Consider the following 15,281-nt stretch of genomic DNA (forward strand, 5'->3'; position numbering starts at 1 on the left):
CCGTGCCCGCACCGACCGTCCGCCCACCTTCGCGGATCGCGAAGCCGAGGCCCGGCTCCAGCGGGACGTCGCGGCCCAACGAGACCGTCATGGTGACGGTCTCACCGGGCCGGGCAACAGCCCGCTCGCCGAGGTCGACGTCACCTACCACATCCGCGGTGCGGATGTAGAACTGCGGCCGGTACCCGGTGGACACCGGCGTCGTACGGCCGCCCTCACGCGTCGACAGGACGTACACCTGTGCCGAGAAGCGGCGACTGGGTACGACGCTGCCGGGCGCCGCGACGATATGGCCGCGGCGCACCGCGTCACGCGCGACACCGCGCAGCAGCAACGCCACGTTGTCCCCTGCCTGCGCCTCTTCCATCGGCTTGCCGAAGGTCTCCAGGCCGGTGACGACGGTGTCCACGGAAGCACCGAGCACATCGACACGGTCACCCACGCGAATCGTGCCGCGCTCGACCGCGCCCGTCACGACCGTGCCGCGTCCGGTGATGGTGAGCACGTTCTCGACGGGCAGCAGGAACGGCGCGTCGAGATAGCGCTCGGGCATCGGCACGTATGTGTCCACGGCGTCCAGCAGCGCGTCGATCGCCGCGGTCCAACGCGGGTCCCCCTCAAGGGCCTTGAGTCCGGAGACCCGTACGACCGGTACGGAGTCGCCGCCGTAGCCGTGCGCGGAGAGCAGCTCGCGGACCTCCAGTTCGACGAGGTCGGTGAGCACAGCGTCCTCGCCGTCGGCGACAGCGTCAGCCTTGTTGAGGGCGACGACGATGTGGTCGACGCCCACCTGCCGGGCGAGCAGCACGTGTTCGGCGGTCTGCGGCATGATCCCGTCGAGCGCGGAGACGACGAGGATCGCGCCGTCGAGTTGCGCTGCCCCGGTGACCATGTTCTTGACGTAGTCGGCGTGGCCCGGCATGTCGACGTGCGCGTAGTGCCGGGTGTCGGTCTCGTACTCGACGTGCGCGATGTTGATGGTGATGCCGCGCGCGGCCTCCTCCGGTGCCCGGTCGATCCGGTCGAACGGAATGAAGGTGCCGGAGCCGCGCTCGGCGAGGACCTTGGTGATGGCGGCGGTCAGGGTGGTCTTGCCGTGGTCGACATGGCCCATCGTGCCGATGTTCAGATGCGGTTTCGTGCGGACGTAAGCCGTTTTGGACATGGCGGTACCTCGAAGCCTCTCAGTGGAACCGAGTGATGGTCCCGGCGATGCGGGACGGGGACCCCAAGGAACTTGCCGACCCTCCCCCTGCGGGGTCCGCCGGACGATCCGGAGAGGGTCAGCTTCGGGCGCCGTCGACGGCGGCCACTGTGGTCAGGACGGCAGCCTTCGGGGCATCCGCGAGCGCGGATGCTGCGAGGAGGAAGGCGTGCCGGAACATGAGGAGATCATTGCCGACGTATCAGCCCACGTCGAATGAATTTCGGCGGCCGGGAGGCGGACGTGAACCTGGGGCTCACCAGTGGTTCTGCTGCTCCGTCAGGGGCCGATGTTCTTGAGCGCCTCACGCGCGGAGAGTGGTGAGAGCCGTTCCCGGGCCACGAACGCGCGTACCGCCTCCGGGTCCGTCTTGGCGTACTCGCGCAGGCACCAGCCGATCGCCTTGCGGATGAAGAAGTCGGGGTGCCCGGACTGGCGGACGCAGTACGCGAAGAGGCGTTCGGTGTCGGTGGCGTCCTTGTAGCGGAGCTGGTGGAGGAGGGCGGTGCGGGCGATCCACAGGTCGTCGTCCTCGATCCACGCGTCCATGTCGGCCCGCAGCTTCGGGTCGGCGGCCACCAGGCCTCCCACCACATGGCAGGCGAGCAGGTCGACGGTGTCCCACCAGGGGACCGTGGAGACGAGATGGCGTGCCACCGGCAGGAAGCCAGACGAGAGACGCGTCACATGGCGGCGCAGATAGTCGACTGCGAAGTAGTGGTACTCGCGTTGCGGCAGACGCCAGCAGCGCAGCGCCACCGCCGTGCAGTCCGCCTCGTCGGGGCGGGGCGTGCCCGCCAGCACGGTGCGTGAGAGCGAGCGGCGATCCGGCGTGGTCAGGCCGAGGAAGGGCGCGATGTCCTTCATGTACGCGCGCATCGACTCGGCCCGCTCCGGATCGGCCGCCGCCGCGTAGGTGGATGTGAGCCGCTCCAGCAGAGCGTCCGCGACGGCGCTGCGGGGCGGCTCCCAACGGTTATTTGACGTTCCGGTGGCTGTGACGCCCATGAGACGAACCATACGGCGATCACACACATAGGTCAGTTAGTGTCGCCGAATGCTCGATGCCACCACCCGCTCTGGGGGCACCGCCACGGCCGCTCCCCCGGCCGCCGTCACGGAGCTCGGCTCCGCCGAGTTCGCCGCCCCCGAGTTCACCGCCACGCCGACGGGTCTTGCCGCGCGTTGCACGAGAGCGCTGCTCTCGCCCTGGTCCCGGCTGTCCCTGCTCGTGACGCTGCTCATGGCCGCCGCCGCGACCGTGCTGGTCTTCCAGCCGCAGAAGCTGCTGGCCGACGGCTGGCCCCCACAGCTGAACGGTGCCGCGGCGGCCGTGGTGTTCGCGGTGGCGTACGGGCTGTGCACGGTCGCTTTCGTGCCCCGGCCGCTCCTCAATCTCGCGGCGGGTGCCCTCTTCGGCTCGCAGCTGGGGCTCGGTGCCGCGCTCACCGGCACGGTGCTCGGGGCGGGGATCGCGTTCGGACTCGGCCGGATCCTCGGACAGGACGCGCTGCGGCCCCTGCTGCGCGGACGCTGGCTGAAGCTCGCCGACGGGCAGCTCAGCCGGCACGGCTTCCGCTCGATGATGGCCGCGCGGCTGTTCCCCGGAGTGCCGTTCTGGGCGGCGAACTACTGCGCGTCCTTCTCCCGTATGGGCTACCTTCCCTTCCTCCTCGCCACGGGGCTCGGCTCGATCCCGAACACCGCGGCATACGTCGTCGCCGGCGCCCGCGCCTCGACCCCGACGTCCCCCGCCTTTCTGATCGCCATGGTCTGCATCGCCCTCCCGGCTCTGGCCGGAGCGGCAATCGCCTGGCGCAAGCGCCACCATTTCCGCGGACGCTGAGAGAGCCGGCTGAGAGAGGCCTACAAGCCCTCCAGCACCATGGCGTTCGCCAGGCCGCCCGCCTCGCACATCGTCTGGAGGGCGTAGCGGGCCCCGCGGGCCCTCATCGCGTGCACGAGGGTGGTCGTCAGGCGGGTGCCGCTCGCACCGAGGGGGTGGCCGATGGCGATCGCGCCGCCGTGCACGTTGACCTTGGCGAGGTCGGCACCCGTCTCCTGCTGCCAGGCGAGGACGACGCTGGAGAAGGCCTCGTTGACCTCGAAGAGATCGATGTCGTCGACGCTCAGCGACGCCTTGCGGAGCACTTTCTCGGTGGCGGGGACGACACCCGTGAGCATCAACAGCGGGTCTGATCCGGTGACCGCGAAGCTGTGCAGCCGGGCCAACGGGCGCAGGCCGAGGCGGGCCGCGGTCTCGCTCGACGTGATGAGCACGGCGGACGCGCCGTCGTTGATGGGGCTGGCGTTGCCAGCGGTGACGTTCCACTCGATCTGCGGGAAGCGCTCGCCGAAGTTCGGGTCGTAGTAAGCGGGCTTGAGACCGGCCAGGACCTCCGTGGTGCTGCCGGGCCGGACGCACTCGTCGCGCGTCACCCCCTCCAAGGGCGCCACTTCATCGGCGAACAGACCGTTCTTCCAGGCCGCGGCCGCCTTCCGGTGCGAGTCCACCGCGAACGCGTCCATCCGGTCGCGCGAGATCGACCACTTGGCCGCGATCAGCTCGGCGCTGATGCCCTGCGGCACCAGTCCCTCCGGGTAGCGTTCGGCGACTCCGGGCCCGAAGGGGTCCTTGCCCGCCGGCACGTTGGACCACATCGGCACGCGACTCATCGACTCCACCCCACAGGCCACCACCAAGTCGTACGCCCCCGAGATGACGCCCTGCGCCGCGAAGTGCACGGCCTGCTGGGACGAACCGCACTGACGGTCCACGGTCGTCGCGGGCACCGTCTCGGGGAAGCCGGCCGACAGCACGGCGTACCGCGTGGTGTTCATGGCCTGCTCGCCGACCTGGTCGACCGTGCCGCCGATGACGTCGTCGATCAGCGCCGGGTCGACACCGGACCGCTCGACGAGGGTACGGAGCGTGTGGGCGAGGAGTTCCACGGGATGGACGTGGGCGAGGGCACCGTTCGGCTTGCCCTTGCCTATCGGGGTGCGTACGGCTTCGACGATGACTGCGTCACGCATGGTCTGACCCCTCAGAGTCGGTTGGTTTGCTTTCCAAACTCGCCAAGTGACTCCACAGTAACCCGGTGGGTTGGAAGAACCAACCCACCCTCTAGACTGGATGGCATGAAGGACGCCCGCCCCTGCTCGATCGCCGACACGCTCGCTCTCGTCGGCGAGAAGTACTCCCTGCTCGTCCTGCGCGAGGTGTCCCTGGGCGTCACGCGGTTCGACCAGTTGGTGCGCAACATCGGCGCTCCACGCGACGTACTCACGACCCGCCTGAAGCGGCTGGTCGGCGCTGGGATTCTGGAAAAGGTCGCGTACAGCGAGAAGCCGCCGCGCTTCGAGTACCGGCCAACGCAGGCCGGCCTGGAGCTGGAGCCGGTGCTCCTCACACTCATGGCATGGGGCGACCGCCATCTCAACGACGACGATCGCCCCATGGTGCTCGAACATGTCGGCGGCCACGGATCCGTCGGCGGCCACGAACTGGTGCCGGTCGTCGTCTGCTCGGAGTGTCGCGAGGAGGTCCGGCACGACGACCTGACGGCCCACCCGCAGGCCCCGGGGTGGACGGTGACGGGGCCCGCGGTGGCATAGAGCCGCGCTTACGTTCCTTTACGCTCCCTGAAACACGTCTACGTTCCCTGATACACGTCGAGCCGCCCGCACATCCCGAACTTGCCGTACGCCGACGGCTGTTCGGCCCGCACGGCGGCGTCGGCGAGGTGGGACACGTCGCCCTTCTCCAGCCGGTCGAGCTGGTCCCCCGTGGCCGCGGCAGCCGCCTGTGCCCCGCGTTCCCAGCGCCCGCGCCACTCGGCGAGCCGGGGCCGCACGAGCGCGGCAGCGGCCCTGTGGAACGCGGCCAGCGCCTCGGGCCCGTCCGCGTCGCGCAGCGCCCGGTAGCCCTCGAGGGCGAGGTCACGCCGTGCGCGGGCGATCCGCTCCCGCTCCTCCTCGGGCGCGTCCGCCGGGATGACGGTGGCGGCGGCGTAGGTCTCCGGGTCGGTCAGGTACTTCGGGGGCAGCGTGAGCACCGCGTCGCCCGCCTCCGGCAGGCCGTTGTTCTGCATGAGGACGGTGATGCGCAGGTCGTCCTCGTTGACGAGCCGGTGGATGGTGCCGGGCGTGAACCAGGCGACCGTGCCGGGTGCGAGGGGCGTCACCTCGTATCCGGACGTCGTCAGGGTCTGCACCGCGCCCCGCCCGCCGGTGACGACGTACGCCTCCGAACAGGTCAGGTGCAGATGAGGAGTTCCGCCGCACACCCCGTCCGCGGCGGGCCAGTCGTAGACGCACAGATGCGAGACGGCGACGGCTCCGGGAAGTCCGGTGAAGCCGGGGGCGGCGCTCACCACGGGTGCTCCTCCAGGTACTTGGCGATCTCCTCACGCTCCCAGGCGCCGTCGGCGACGACGACGCGGTAGCGGCGGGTGAGGGTGTCGCCGGGCGCGAGCTCCAGTTCGTCGAAGAAGGCGAAGGACGGGGCGACGGCGGCGAACGGCTCGTTGCGGACGAACCAGTGGGCCGGGTGGGCGCCGCCCTCGCCGGTGTGGTCGTTCTCCGGGGCGTGCGCGAAGACGAGGGTCGCGTGCCCGTCGGTGACGTCGTGCTCGCCCGAGTACGCGAGCCAGAGCGCCTGTTGTCCCATCAGCTCGGGCCCTTCGCTGTCGGGCCCGACGATGCGCCCGTCCCGGAAGGCGCGTGGACCGCGCCAGAAGAGGCCCGTGTAACCGGCCATCTCCCGCCCGGCCGTCGTGGGACTGCCGAACCGCAGTGGCTCGTCCCGACGGTTGGTGACGGCGGTCGTCCAGGTCAGCGCCCAGGACCCGGACGACGGGTCCACGTCATGCACCTCGATACGGCGCTCTTCGTCCGCCCAGAGCGTGCCGTCGTACGGATGCCAGGTGAGCCGCTCGGCGATGACAAAACGGCCACTGTCCGAACCGACCTCGTCAAACTTGACGTGCGCCATCGACCCGACGCGCTCCGGGAGTTCGAGATACCCCTGCCCGTGCACGTACGAGTTGCCGCCCCACAGGTTCGCCCCCGACAGATGCGAGGCGGTCATCTGGAGACCCTTGTGCCAGCGGTGGTCGTTGGGCCGGTAGTCGGTGACAACGTTGCCCGCCAGGGTCCTGAGCGGATGCACGTACGGCTTCGGGGCCTCCCAGGCCGCCTCGGGGCCGTACACATAGCTGAACAGCTCGACGCTGGTGGTGGGTTCGGTGATCGTGATGCGGTCGCCGTGGGCGTGGACGATGCGCAGTCCGTCCTGTGCGGTCATGCCGGTACCTCCTTCTCGTGCGTCGCCGGTGCCCAGCCGGGGGCGCCGCCGTGCAAGGCGGTGTAGTAGGGGTCACCGGGGCCGATCTCGCCGGCCCGTACGGTCCTGTCGGTGAACGCCGACTTGTAGAGCGCGGTGATCAGCTCCAGGCTGGTGCGACCATCGGCGCCGCTGCTGCGCGGACGCTCGCCCGCGCGCATGCTCGCGACCAGTTCGCGCAGCTGGGCCAGGTGCGAACTCGGCACGTCCGCGCCGAAGTCCTGCCAGGCGGCCACATCCTCGGCCGGTGCGTCCGGCACCGGGATGACGCGCCAGTTGTCGTTGCTGTGGCCGTAGAGGTGGGTGAGTTCGACCGTCGCCCGCTCGCAGTCGATGCGGATGCGACTGACCTCGTCCGGGCTGAGCACGCTGTTGACCACAGTCGCGAGAGCACCGCTCTCGAAGCGTACGAGCGCGGTCGAGACGTCCTCCGTCTGCACATCGTGCACCAGGCGTCCGGCCATGGCCCGTACCTCGGTCCACGGGCCGAGCAGGTCGAGCAGCAGATCCATCTGGTGGATGCCGTGCCCCATGGCGGGCCCGCCGCCTTCGGTCTGCCACTTTCCGCGCCAGGGCACCGCGTAGTAGGCGGCGTTGCGGTACCAGGTGGTCTGGCAGTGCGCCACGAGGGGCCGCCCCATCGCCTCTTCGGCGATCAGGCGTCGTACGTGTCTCGCGCCGGAGCCGAAGCGGTGCTGGAAGACGATCGAGGCGTACGGACCGCCGTCGAGCCCCTCCTCGGCCTCCACGGCGTCGAAGTCGGCGAGCGACGGCACCGGCGGCTTCTCGCACCACACCCAGGCACCGGCCTGCAGCGCGGCAACGGTCTGCGCACGGTGCAGGGTCGGCGGGGTGCACACGGAGACGAGGTCCGGACGCTGTTCGGCCAGCATCCGGTCGAGATCGGTGTACGCGTGCGGGACGCCGCCCTCCGCGCAGAACCGCTTGACCGCTTCGGCGTCGATGTCGACCGCCGCGACGATCTCCACCTCGCCCTCGGCGGCGAGTGCGGCGAGCGCGGGCAGGTGGCTGCCGGCGATGGCTCCGGTGCCGACGATCGCGGCCTTGATGCGACGGCCGTCGAACGGGGCCGCGGGGAGCTTCTCGGACGAGGCCGGGTGCGAACTCTGGTGCGGGATCGTCCCGCTGGGGGTTGCGTCGCGGGGGGTACGCATCTACGTGATCAGCACTCCATCGGACGTGACGTTCAGCTCTGGCGGACGCCCGCCGACCCCGGTTGGCCACCGATTGCAGCAAGCGCTTTCACTCCTCGCGGAAACGTAAGCGCCGAGGTCGGGGCGGGTCAACACCCTGTCCAGCGTTGCAGAGCGTGCACCGCTGTGCGCTGCGCGGGGCGTGCGCCGGTGCGCGCTGGACAGGGCCCGGCCGCCCGCCCCTGCGGCGCGGGACGCTACGCTGCCCCGGTCGCGTCTGATCACCTCATACGGCAACACGGCGCGTACGTCCGCTTATTCGCTCCGCTCCCGCCCTCAGCACTTGGATCACGTAACTTCATGTCTTGGTTTGAATCCCTCATCCTCGGACTCGTCCAGGGGCTGACCGAGTTCCTGCCCATCTCCTCCAGCGCACATCTGCGGCTGGCCGCGGCGTTCGCGAGCTGGGACGATCCGGGGGCGGCTTTCACCGCGATCACCCAGATCGGTACGGAGACCGCGGTGCTGATCTACTTCCGCAAGGACATCGCACGGATCATCTCGGCCTGGTCCCGCTCGCTGGTCGACAAGACGATGCGACAGGATCACGACGCGCGGATGGGCTGGCTGGTGATCATCGGCTCGATTCCGATCGGCGTGCTGGGCGTCACGTTCAAGGACCAGATCGAGGGACCGTTCCGCGATCTGCGGATCACCGCGACAACACTGATCGTGATGGGCGTCATCCTCGGCGTCGCGGACCGTCTCGCCGCACGCGAGGAGGCCGGCGGCAAGCACCGGGTACCGAAGGAGCGCAAGTCGCTCCAGGAGCTGACCGTCAGGGACGGCCTCGTCTACGGCCTCTGCCAGGCGATGGCCCTCATCCCCGGCGTCTCCCGCTCCGGCGCCACCATCAGCGGCGGCCTGCTCATGAGCTACAGCCGCGAGGCCGCGGCCCGCTACTCCTTCCTGCTCGCCATCCCGGCGGTGCTCGCCTCCGGCCTCTTCGAGCTGAAGGACGCGAGCGAGGGCGGGCATGTGTCCTGGGGACCGACGATTTTCGCGACGATGGTCGCCTTCTTCGTGGGTTACGTCGTCATCGCCTGGTTCATGAAGTTCATCTCGACCAAGTCCTTCATGCCCTTCGTCTACTACCGCGTCCTGCTCGGCATCGTGATCATCGTGCTGGTCAGCATGGGCGCCCTGAGCCCGCATGCGGCGGAGTCTGCGGGCTGACGTCCGCCGGGGCGACCGTCACGTGACCAACCACATACGTCCTGGGTAGTCGTTCGGTAGCGGGCTGTCAGTCCTTGGCCTTACGCTGGTGCGCATGTCCCCCAATTCCGTGCCCCCTGGTTCCGTGCGGTCCGCTGCCGCGCTGAATGAGCAGATCCGCGCCTTATGGATACGTTCGGGCGGCACTTTGTCGCCTCAGGAGCGGGCGGAATATGAGCTGCTGGTGGTGCAGTGGGCCGCCGCGGTGCGGCTGCCGCCGCTGGTTGAGCAGGGCACCTGAAAGCTCGGGGGATGCGCTTGTTTGGCGGCTGCCGGCTCGTTGTGGCTTGTCGCGCAGTTCCCCGCGCCCCTTGAGAGGCGGCTACGCCGCTCTTGGCGGCGAGGGCCCCGGCGGGGCGCCGCGCGCCCGGCGCTCCCTGGTCAGCGGACCGGGATCAGCGGCCGCCCGCCACCCGTAGCACCGTCCCTGTCGCGTACGACGCCTCCGGGGACAGGAGCCACGCAATGGCCGCGGCGATCTCCTCAGGAGTGCCGGCTCGGCGGAGGGGAATCGTCGGGATCAGACGGGACGGGCGGTCCGGGTCGCCCATTGCTGCGTGCATGTCGGTGTCCACCAGGCCCGGCGCCACCCCGTTGACTCGGATGCCGTCCGGGCCCAGTTCCTTCGAGAGGCCCATGGTCAGGGTGTCGATCGCCGCCTTGGTTGCCGCGTAGTGGACGTACTCTCCGGGGCTGCCGAGTGTGGCCGCCCCCGACGAGACGTTGACGATGGCGCCGGTGCCACGGGGAACCATGTCCCGGGCGGCCCGGCGTGAACAGAGCAGCGTGCCGAGGAGGTTGACCTCCATGACACGGCGCAGGTCCGCGGTGTTCGTGTCGGTGAGGCGGCCGAGCCTGCCGGTCACCCCTGCGTTGTTCACCAGGCCCGTCACCGGGCCCAGCCGCTCCGCCGCCGTATCGAAGAGCCCTTCTACGTCTGTCTCGTCGGAGACGTCGACGCGTACGGTGACGCAGCGCGCACCCGTCTCGCGTACGGCGGTGGCGGTGCGCTCGGCAGCAGCGTCGTCGTGCGCGTACCCCACCACCAGATCGTGTCCGTCCGCCGCCAGCCGCAGGCAGGTCGCGGCGCCGATTCCGCGGCTGCCGCCTGTGACGACCGTGACAGGACGAGACATCTGGGCTCCCTCATGATCCACATGTGCGCGGTGCCAACCATCGCAGATCCGCCGGTACGTCAGTCCACGGGGTCCGTGCGTACCGGTTCGACCGTACGGACGGCACACGGCCGGTGAATATCGGGGCACACCCCTTGGCTCGGCCCGCCCCGTGGCCAACACTGACCCGATGACGCAGCGTGTGGAACTGGCGACGGTGATGGACCGGCTCGCGGTCGACGGACTGATCACCGAGTACGCGGTGGCGGTCGACGACGGGGACTGGGAGGGGTACCGGGGCCTGTTCACCTCGGACGGGCGGGCGGACTATCGGTCGGCGGGCGGTATCGAGGGGGATGCCGGGCAGGTCGCCGGGTGGCTGGCGCAGACGATGGAGCTGTTCCCTATGCGGCAGCATCTGATCGTGAACCGCCAGCTGCGGTTCGGGCCGCTGGACCACGACATCGGTGACACGGCGCAGGTGCGGGCGGACTATGTGAACCCGATGCGGTTCGCCGGTCACGGCGGCGGATCCACGGCACCGGACTTCGTGTGCGGCGGCCGTTACGACTTCGCGCTGCTGCGTACGGACAGTGGCTGGCGGCTGCACGCTGTGGTCGTCAACGAGAAGTGGCGCCGGGCCCCGCAGAACCGTCCGGAACCCGCAGCGACCTGATCGGACACGCCCTTACGGAGATCGTCCCCGTCGCGCACACTGAAGGTAGGCAACAGAGGTAAGCACCGGGCGTCGGGGGGCCGAGGGAGGCGCTGCATGCAACTGTCCGCCACTGACTGGCGCCGACGCCTGGAGTCCCCCCGGTGGCGCGGCGCCGCTGCCGTATTCGCCGGGGCCCTGCCCATGGTGAGCTTCCCGCAGCCGTCCCTGTGGTGGTTCGCGTATGTCGCGCTGGTGCCGTGGATGCTGCTCGCCCGCTCGGCGCCGACGGCGCGGCGGGCGGCGTACGACGGCTGGCTGGGCGGGATCGGTTTCATGCTGGCCGTGCACCACTGGCTGCTGCCGAGTCTGCATGTCTTCACCTTTGTCATAGCCGCCCTGCTCGGCGTGCTGTGGGCTCCCTGGGGCTGGCTGGTCCACCGCTTCCTGGCCGGTGTGCCCTCGCCCGGCAAGGTGGCGGCGGCGCTGTTCGTGCTGCCCTCGGGCTGGCTGACGGCCGAACTCGTGCGCTCCTGGGAGGGCTTGGGCGGCCCATGGGGCATGCTCGGCTCAAGCCAGTGGGAGGTGGAACCGGCGCTGCGGCTCGCCTCGGTCGGCGGGGTGTGGCTGCTCAGCTTCCTGATCGTCACCGTGAATGTCACGGTGGCCGTCCTCATCGCGATACGCCGGTCCCGTATCCCGGCCGTCGCCGGACTGGTGGCGACGGCCGTCGCCACCTCGGCCGCCTGGGTGTGGTCGCCGCGCCCCGAGGCCGACGGTCAGGTGCGGATCGCCCTTGTGCAGCCCGGACCGATCAACGGCGCCGGCGGCGCCGAGAAGAGGTTCGCGCGTGAGGAGACGCTCACTCGGCAGCTGGCCGGGCAGGACGTGGACCTCGTCGTCTGGGGCGAGAGCAGCGTCGGCTTCGACCTCGCCGACCGGCCCGACCTCGCGAACCGGATAGCCGCGCTCTCCCGCGAGGTGGGCACCGACATCATCGTGAACGTGGACGCGCGCCGCTCCGACCGGCCCGGCATCTACAAGAGCTCGGTGGTCGTCGGCCCCGAGGGTCCGACCGGCGACCGCTACGACAAGATGCGGCTGGTCCCCTTCGGCGAGTACGTCCCCTTCCGTTCCGTCCTCGGCTGGGCCACCTCCGTCGGCAAGGCCGCGGGCGAGGACCGCAGGCGCGGCACGGAGCAGGTGGTGATGAGCGTCGGCGACGGGCTGCGGGTGGGCCCGATGGTGTGCTTCGAGTCGGCGTTCCCCGACATGAGCCGCAATCTCGCGCGGGACGGCGCCGACGTGCTGCTGGCGCAGTCGTCGACCTCGACGTTCCAGCAGAGCTGGGCGCCGGAGCAGCACGCGTCGCTGGCGGCGCTGCGGGCCGCCGAGACGGGGCGGCCGATGGTGCACTCGACGCTCACGGGCGCCTCCGCCGTCTACGGCCCGAGCGGTGAGCGGGTCGGCGACTGGCTCGGCACGAGCGCGAGCGCCTGGGAGGTGTACGACGTACCGCTGGCCGGCGGTGTCACGCCGTACGCACGCTTCGGCGAGTGGCCGGTGTACGCGGCGCTGCTGATCCTCGCGGCCCTCGGCGGCACGCAGGGCATACGGTCACTGCGGATCAGGCGGGCCGCGCCTGAACCGCACGCACCACCCGCTCGCACAGCTCATGGGTCGCCAGCGCCTCCCGGGCGCTGAGCATCTTCCCCGCGCGTACGGCGTCCAGGAAGGCGAGCACGGCCTGCTCGATACCGCGCTGCCTGGCCACCGGCACCCAGTCGCCACGACGCCGCACGGTCGGCTGGCCCTTGTGGTCGATGACCTCCGCGAGGTTGACGACCTGCCGCTTGTTGTCCTGACCCGACACCTCGAGGATCTCCTCGTTCGAACCGCTCAGCCGGTTCATCACACCGAGCGCCGTGAACCCCTCCCCGGCGAGCACCAGCACCACGTGGTGCAGCAGCCCGCCCTCGACCCGGGCCCGCACGGTCACGTCGTCGACCGGGCCCGGCACCAGGAACCGCAACGTGTCCACGACATGGATGAAGTCGTCGAGGATCATCGTGCGGGGGTGCTCCGGCAGGCCGACGCGGTTCTTCTGCATCAGGATCAGCTCGCGCGGGTGGTCGGCGCACTGGGCGTACCCGGGTGCGTAGCGCCGGTTGAAGCCGACGGCCAGGCTCGTGTTCCGCTCCTCCGCGAGCCGCACCAGGCGCTCGCTGTCGGCGAGTTCGTAAGCGATCGGCTTGTCGACATACGTCGCGACGCCCGCCTGAAGCAGTCGTCCCACGATCTCGGGATGCGCGAGGGTGGGTGCGTGCACGAACGCCGCGTCGAGGTCCTGCGCGAGCAGGTCCGAGAGGTCGGTGTGGCGACGACCGGCCGGGATGTGGAGGCTGTCGGCGACCCTGGTGAGAGTTGCGGGCGTCTGTGTGTGCAGATGCAGTTCGAGGCCGGGCTGAGTGGTGAGCACCGGCAGATACGCCTTCAGCGCGATGTCGCCGAGTCCGATGCAGCCGACCTTCACAGGGGTCTCCTCAGGGTCCTCAGGGGCGCCTATGCGGGTGTCTCACGGGTGTGTGCCCGGTCCGAAGCATACGGCGGCTGTGGTGGCCTCCAGTCGGCGATTCCGTCGAAGCTCCGCAGGAAGAGGCCCGGTCCGGCCTTGGAGACCACCGCGACCGTGGCATTGCGCAGGAGGATGCCGGGCCGGCTGCGCATCATGTTGAGGCGGGCGACGCCGACGGCCTTGCGGCCGATGGCGGTGGTGCGCGGCTTGCGGTCCGCCGTGTAAGCGGCGAGGTCGGGCCCTTCGGGGTCGCTGCGGCCGGAGAGCACGACGGCGTCCTCGATCGCCTGGTTCCCGCCCTGTCCCAGCGTGGGCGGCATGGCGTGCGCGGCGTCGCCGAGCAGGGCGACCCGGCAGCGGTGGAAGGCGGGCAGGGGCTCGGCGATGTGGTGGACGTCGTGGCGCAGGACGTCTTCCGGGCGTGCCGCGGCGATGACGGCGGGGATCGGTTCGTGCCAGTCGCCGAAGAGCCGGACCAGTTCGGCGCGCTCGTCGTCGGGTGCCCGTCCGCCTGCCGGGGCGATGGCGGCGGCGTACGCGTAGATCCGGCCGTCCTTGAGCGGATGTGTGCCCCAGATACGGCCACGGCCCCAGGTCTCGTGCGAGGCGAAGGCGGCACCAGGCACCGGGATGACGACACGCCACGTCGTGAACCCGGAGTAGACCGGCCCTCCGTGCTCCGGGAACAGCGTGCGGCGTACGGCGGAGTGGATGCCGTCCGCGCCGACGACCAGCTCGGCCTCCAGTTCGCCGTCGGGTGTGCCGACGCGGGCCGGGCGGCCGACGTCGCCGGGGTCGCCCGGGTCGGTGAGGCTCGCTGCAGCGGCTGTGCGTACGGCGCCTTCGGGTAGTTGTGCGGCCAGCTTGTCGATGAGTGTGGCCCGGTGCAGCACGACGAGCGGCCCGCCGAAGCGTTCGCCCATGGCCGCCGTGCTGGTGCGCATGAGCCAGCGGCCTGACGGGGTGCGCAGGCCCCCGTCGCCCTGCCAGGCGGCGAGTTCGCGGATCTCGTCGCCGAGTCCGATGACGTCGAGGGCGCGGAGGGAGTTGGGGGCGAGGGAGATTCCGGCGCCGACGGGTTCGAGCGCACGGGCCCGCTCCAGGACGGTGACCCGCCAGCCGCGCCGGTGCAGCGCCACCGCCGCGGTCAGGCCGCCGAGGCCGCCGCCCACGACGACCGCGCGGGGTACCTGTGCCATGTCTCCTCCTGCGGTTCTGCGATCTGCGATCTGCGATACCTACGGTTCTTGCGCTTCCTGATGTCTGCGATTCGCACGGAAACTACACCTGTAGTGACCGGATGCCTCGACCGTACTACAGGTGTAGTGCGGACGGTAGGTTGGGCCTCATGTCCGTACGCAGCACCGGCCCGACCCGCGCCGAACTCATCACCGACACCGCCCTCGGCCTCCTCGCCGCGCGCGGCATGCGCGGCCTCACACACCGCGCGGTCGACGAGGCGGCCGGGCTGCCGCAGGGGTCCACATCCAACTACGCACGCACGCGGCTGGCGTTGCTGGAGGCCGCGGTGTGCAGACTCGCGGAGCGCGAGGCGAAGGTGCTGGCACTGCAGGAGATGCCGGACCCGCGGGGCGGGCGTGACGCGCTCGTCGACGGCTTGGCCCTGGCGGTGCACCGCTCCCTCACCCGCCACCGTGACCTGCTCGTGGCCCGCTATGAGTTGGCCCTGGAGGCGACGCGCCGCCCGGAGCTGCGCGCGTTCTACGACACACAGGGGCGGCTCTTCCGGGACGCCCTGACCACAATGCTGGCGGCGGTGGGTTCGCCGTCCCCTGCGCGGCATGTCCGGTCGCTGGTCGCCTGGTCCGACGGCTTGATGTTCGCCTGCGCGGCGGGCTCGTACCACGCGGAGGAGCCGAGTCTCGACGAGGTGCGGGAGGGGCTGCGGGAGCTGTTGGCCGGGATGCTGGGTCGCTGATCCGGGCCGGGCCCGGC

General features: G+C 70.5%; 16 protein-coding genes. 7 read left to right on the top strand and 9 right to left on the bottom strand.

Annotated elements, in window-relative coordinates; all coding sequences use genetic code 11:
* Positions 1 to 1,165: elongation factor Tu (gene tuf, locus ABD357_RS16285; protein WP_344390814.1), on the bottom strand; the 1,165-nt coding region annotated here is incomplete at its 3' end.
* Positions 1,166 to 1,483: 318 nt separating this feature from the next.
* Positions 1,484 to 2,212 (bottom strand): DNA alkylation repair protein, encoded by a 729-nt coding sequence (locus tag ABD357_RS16290; protein WP_344390815.1) that lies wholly within the window; start codon positions 2,210 to 2,212, stop codon positions 1,484 to 1,486.
* 49 nt (positions 2,213 to 2,261) lie between these two features.
* Here ABD357_RS16290 and ABD357_RS16295 point away from each other — a divergent pair, with 49 nt between their 5' ends.
* Complete coding sequence (locus ABD357_RS16295; RefSeq protein WP_344390817.1) at positions 2,262 to 3,050, top strand: TVP38/TMEM64 family protein; 789 nt, start codon at positions 2,262 to 2,264, stop codon at positions 3,048 to 3,050.
* A gap of 20 nt (positions 3,051 to 3,070) precedes the next feature.
* Here ABD357_RS16295 and ABD357_RS16300 read toward each other — a convergent pair whose 3' ends face one another.
* Positions 3,071 to 4,240: a thiolase family protein gene (locus ABD357_RS16300; RefSeq protein WP_344390818.1), complete on the bottom strand. Its 1,170-nt coding sequence runs from the start codon at positions 4,238 to 4,240 to the stop codon at positions 3,071 to 3,073.
* A gap of 105 nt (positions 4,241 to 4,345) precedes the next feature.
* On the opposite strand from ABD357_RS16300, the gene ABD357_RS16305 reads away from it, so the two are divergent.
* Positions 4,346 to 4,822: a winged helix-turn-helix transcriptional regulator gene (locus ABD357_RS16305; protein ID WP_425584887.1), complete on the top strand. Its 477-nt coding sequence runs from the start codon at positions 4,346 to 4,348 to the stop codon at positions 4,820 to 4,822.
* 38 nt (positions 4,823 to 4,860) lie between these two features.
* On the opposite strand, the gene ABD357_RS16310 is transcribed toward ABD357_RS16305, so the two are convergent.
* Genes ABD357_RS16310 through ABD357_RS16320 form a run of 3 tightly spaced genes read right to left on the bottom strand, consistent with a single transcriptional unit; the run spans position 4,861 to position 7,726 of the window.
* Positions 4,861 to 5,583, bottom strand: a complete 723-nt coding sequence (locus ABD357_RS16310; RefSeq protein ID WP_425584888.1) for a cupin domain-containing protein — start codon at positions 5,581 to 5,583, stop codon at positions 4,861 to 4,863.
* Positions 5,577 to 6,512 (bottom strand): DUF6807 domain-containing protein, encoded by a 936-nt coding sequence (locus ABD357_RS16315; RefSeq protein ID WP_344390821.1) that lies wholly within the window; start codon positions 6,510 to 6,512, stop codon positions 5,577 to 5,579. The genes ABD357_RS16310 and ABD357_RS16315 overlap by 7 nt, the downstream gene beginning before the upstream one ends.
* Positions 6,509 to 7,726 (bottom strand): Gfo/Idh/MocA family protein, encoded by a 1,218-nt coding sequence (locus ABD357_RS16320; protein WP_344390822.1) that lies wholly within the window; start codon positions 7,724 to 7,726, stop codon positions 6,509 to 6,511. The genes ABD357_RS16315 and ABD357_RS16320 overlap by 4 nt, the downstream gene beginning before the upstream one ends.
* Positions 7,727 to 8,065: 339 nt before the next feature.
* Here ABD357_RS16320 and ABD357_RS16325 point away from each other — a divergent pair, with 339 nt between their 5' ends.
* Both ABD357_RS16325 and ABD357_RS16330 read left to right on the top strand, forming a co-directional pair.
* Positions 8,066 to 8,941 (top strand): undecaprenyl-diphosphate phosphatase, encoded by an 876-nt coding sequence (locus tag ABD357_RS16325; RefSeq protein WP_344390823.1) that lies wholly within the window; start codon positions 8,066 to 8,068, stop codon positions 8,939 to 8,941.
* A gap of 94 nt (positions 8,942 to 9,035) precedes the next feature.
* Positions 9,036 to 9,221 (top strand): hypothetical protein, encoded by a 186-nt coding sequence (locus ABD357_RS16330; RefSeq protein ID WP_344390824.1) that lies wholly within the window; start codon positions 9,036 to 9,038, stop codon positions 9,219 to 9,221.
* Between the two features lie 154 nt (positions 9,222 to 9,375).
* Here ABD357_RS16330 and ABD357_RS16335 read toward each other — a convergent pair whose 3' ends face one another.
* Positions 9,376 to 10,116, bottom strand: coding sequence for an SDR family NAD(P)-dependent oxidoreductase (locus ABD357_RS16335; RefSeq protein ID WP_344390825.1), 741 nt, complete (start codon positions 10,114 to 10,116; stop codon positions 9,376 to 9,378).
* Positions 10,117 to 10,285: 169 nt separating this feature from the next.
* Here ABD357_RS16335 and ABD357_RS16340 point away from each other — a divergent pair, with 169 nt between their 5' ends.
* Positions 10,286 to 10,771 (top strand): nuclear transport factor 2 family protein, encoded by a 486-nt coding sequence (locus ABD357_RS16340; protein WP_344390826.1) that lies wholly within the window; start codon positions 10,286 to 10,288, stop codon positions 10,769 to 10,771.
* A gap of 96 nt (positions 10,772 to 10,867) precedes the next feature.
* Positions 10,868 to 12,454, top strand: coding sequence for an apolipoprotein N-acyltransferase (gene lnt, locus ABD357_RS16345; RefSeq protein ID WP_344390827.1), 1,587 nt, complete (start codon positions 10,868 to 10,870; stop codon positions 12,452 to 12,454).
* Here the strand turns inward: lnt and ABD357_RS16350 are convergent.
* Positions 12,378 to 13,283, bottom strand: coding sequence for a Gfo/Idh/MocA family protein (locus ABD357_RS16350; RefSeq protein ID WP_344390828.1), 906 nt, complete (start codon positions 13,281 to 13,283; stop codon positions 12,378 to 12,380). The two genes, lnt and ABD357_RS16350, sit on opposite strands and share 77 nt — an antisense overlap.
* Before the next feature lie 29 nt (positions 13,284 to 13,312).
* Entirely contained in the window at positions 13,313 to 14,524 is a 1,212-nt protein-coding gene (locus tag ABD357_RS16355; RefSeq protein WP_344390829.1) for an FAD-dependent monooxygenase, read from the bottom strand.
* A gap of 149 nt (positions 14,525 to 14,673) precedes the next feature.
* On the opposite strand from ABD357_RS16355, the gene ABD357_RS16360 reads away from it, so the two are divergent.
* Positions 14,674 to 15,264 (top strand): TetR/AcrR family transcriptional regulator, encoded by a 591-nt coding sequence (locus tag ABD357_RS16360; RefSeq protein WP_344390831.1) that lies wholly within the window; start codon positions 14,674 to 14,676, stop codon positions 15,262 to 15,264.
* Positions 15,265 to 15,281 lie beyond the last annotated feature (17 nt).

It is taken from the genome of Streptomyces vastus, from assembly GCF_039532825.1.
Lineage (GTDB): Bacteria > Actinomycetota > Actinomycetes > Streptomycetales > Streptomycetaceae > Streptomyces > Streptomyces vastus.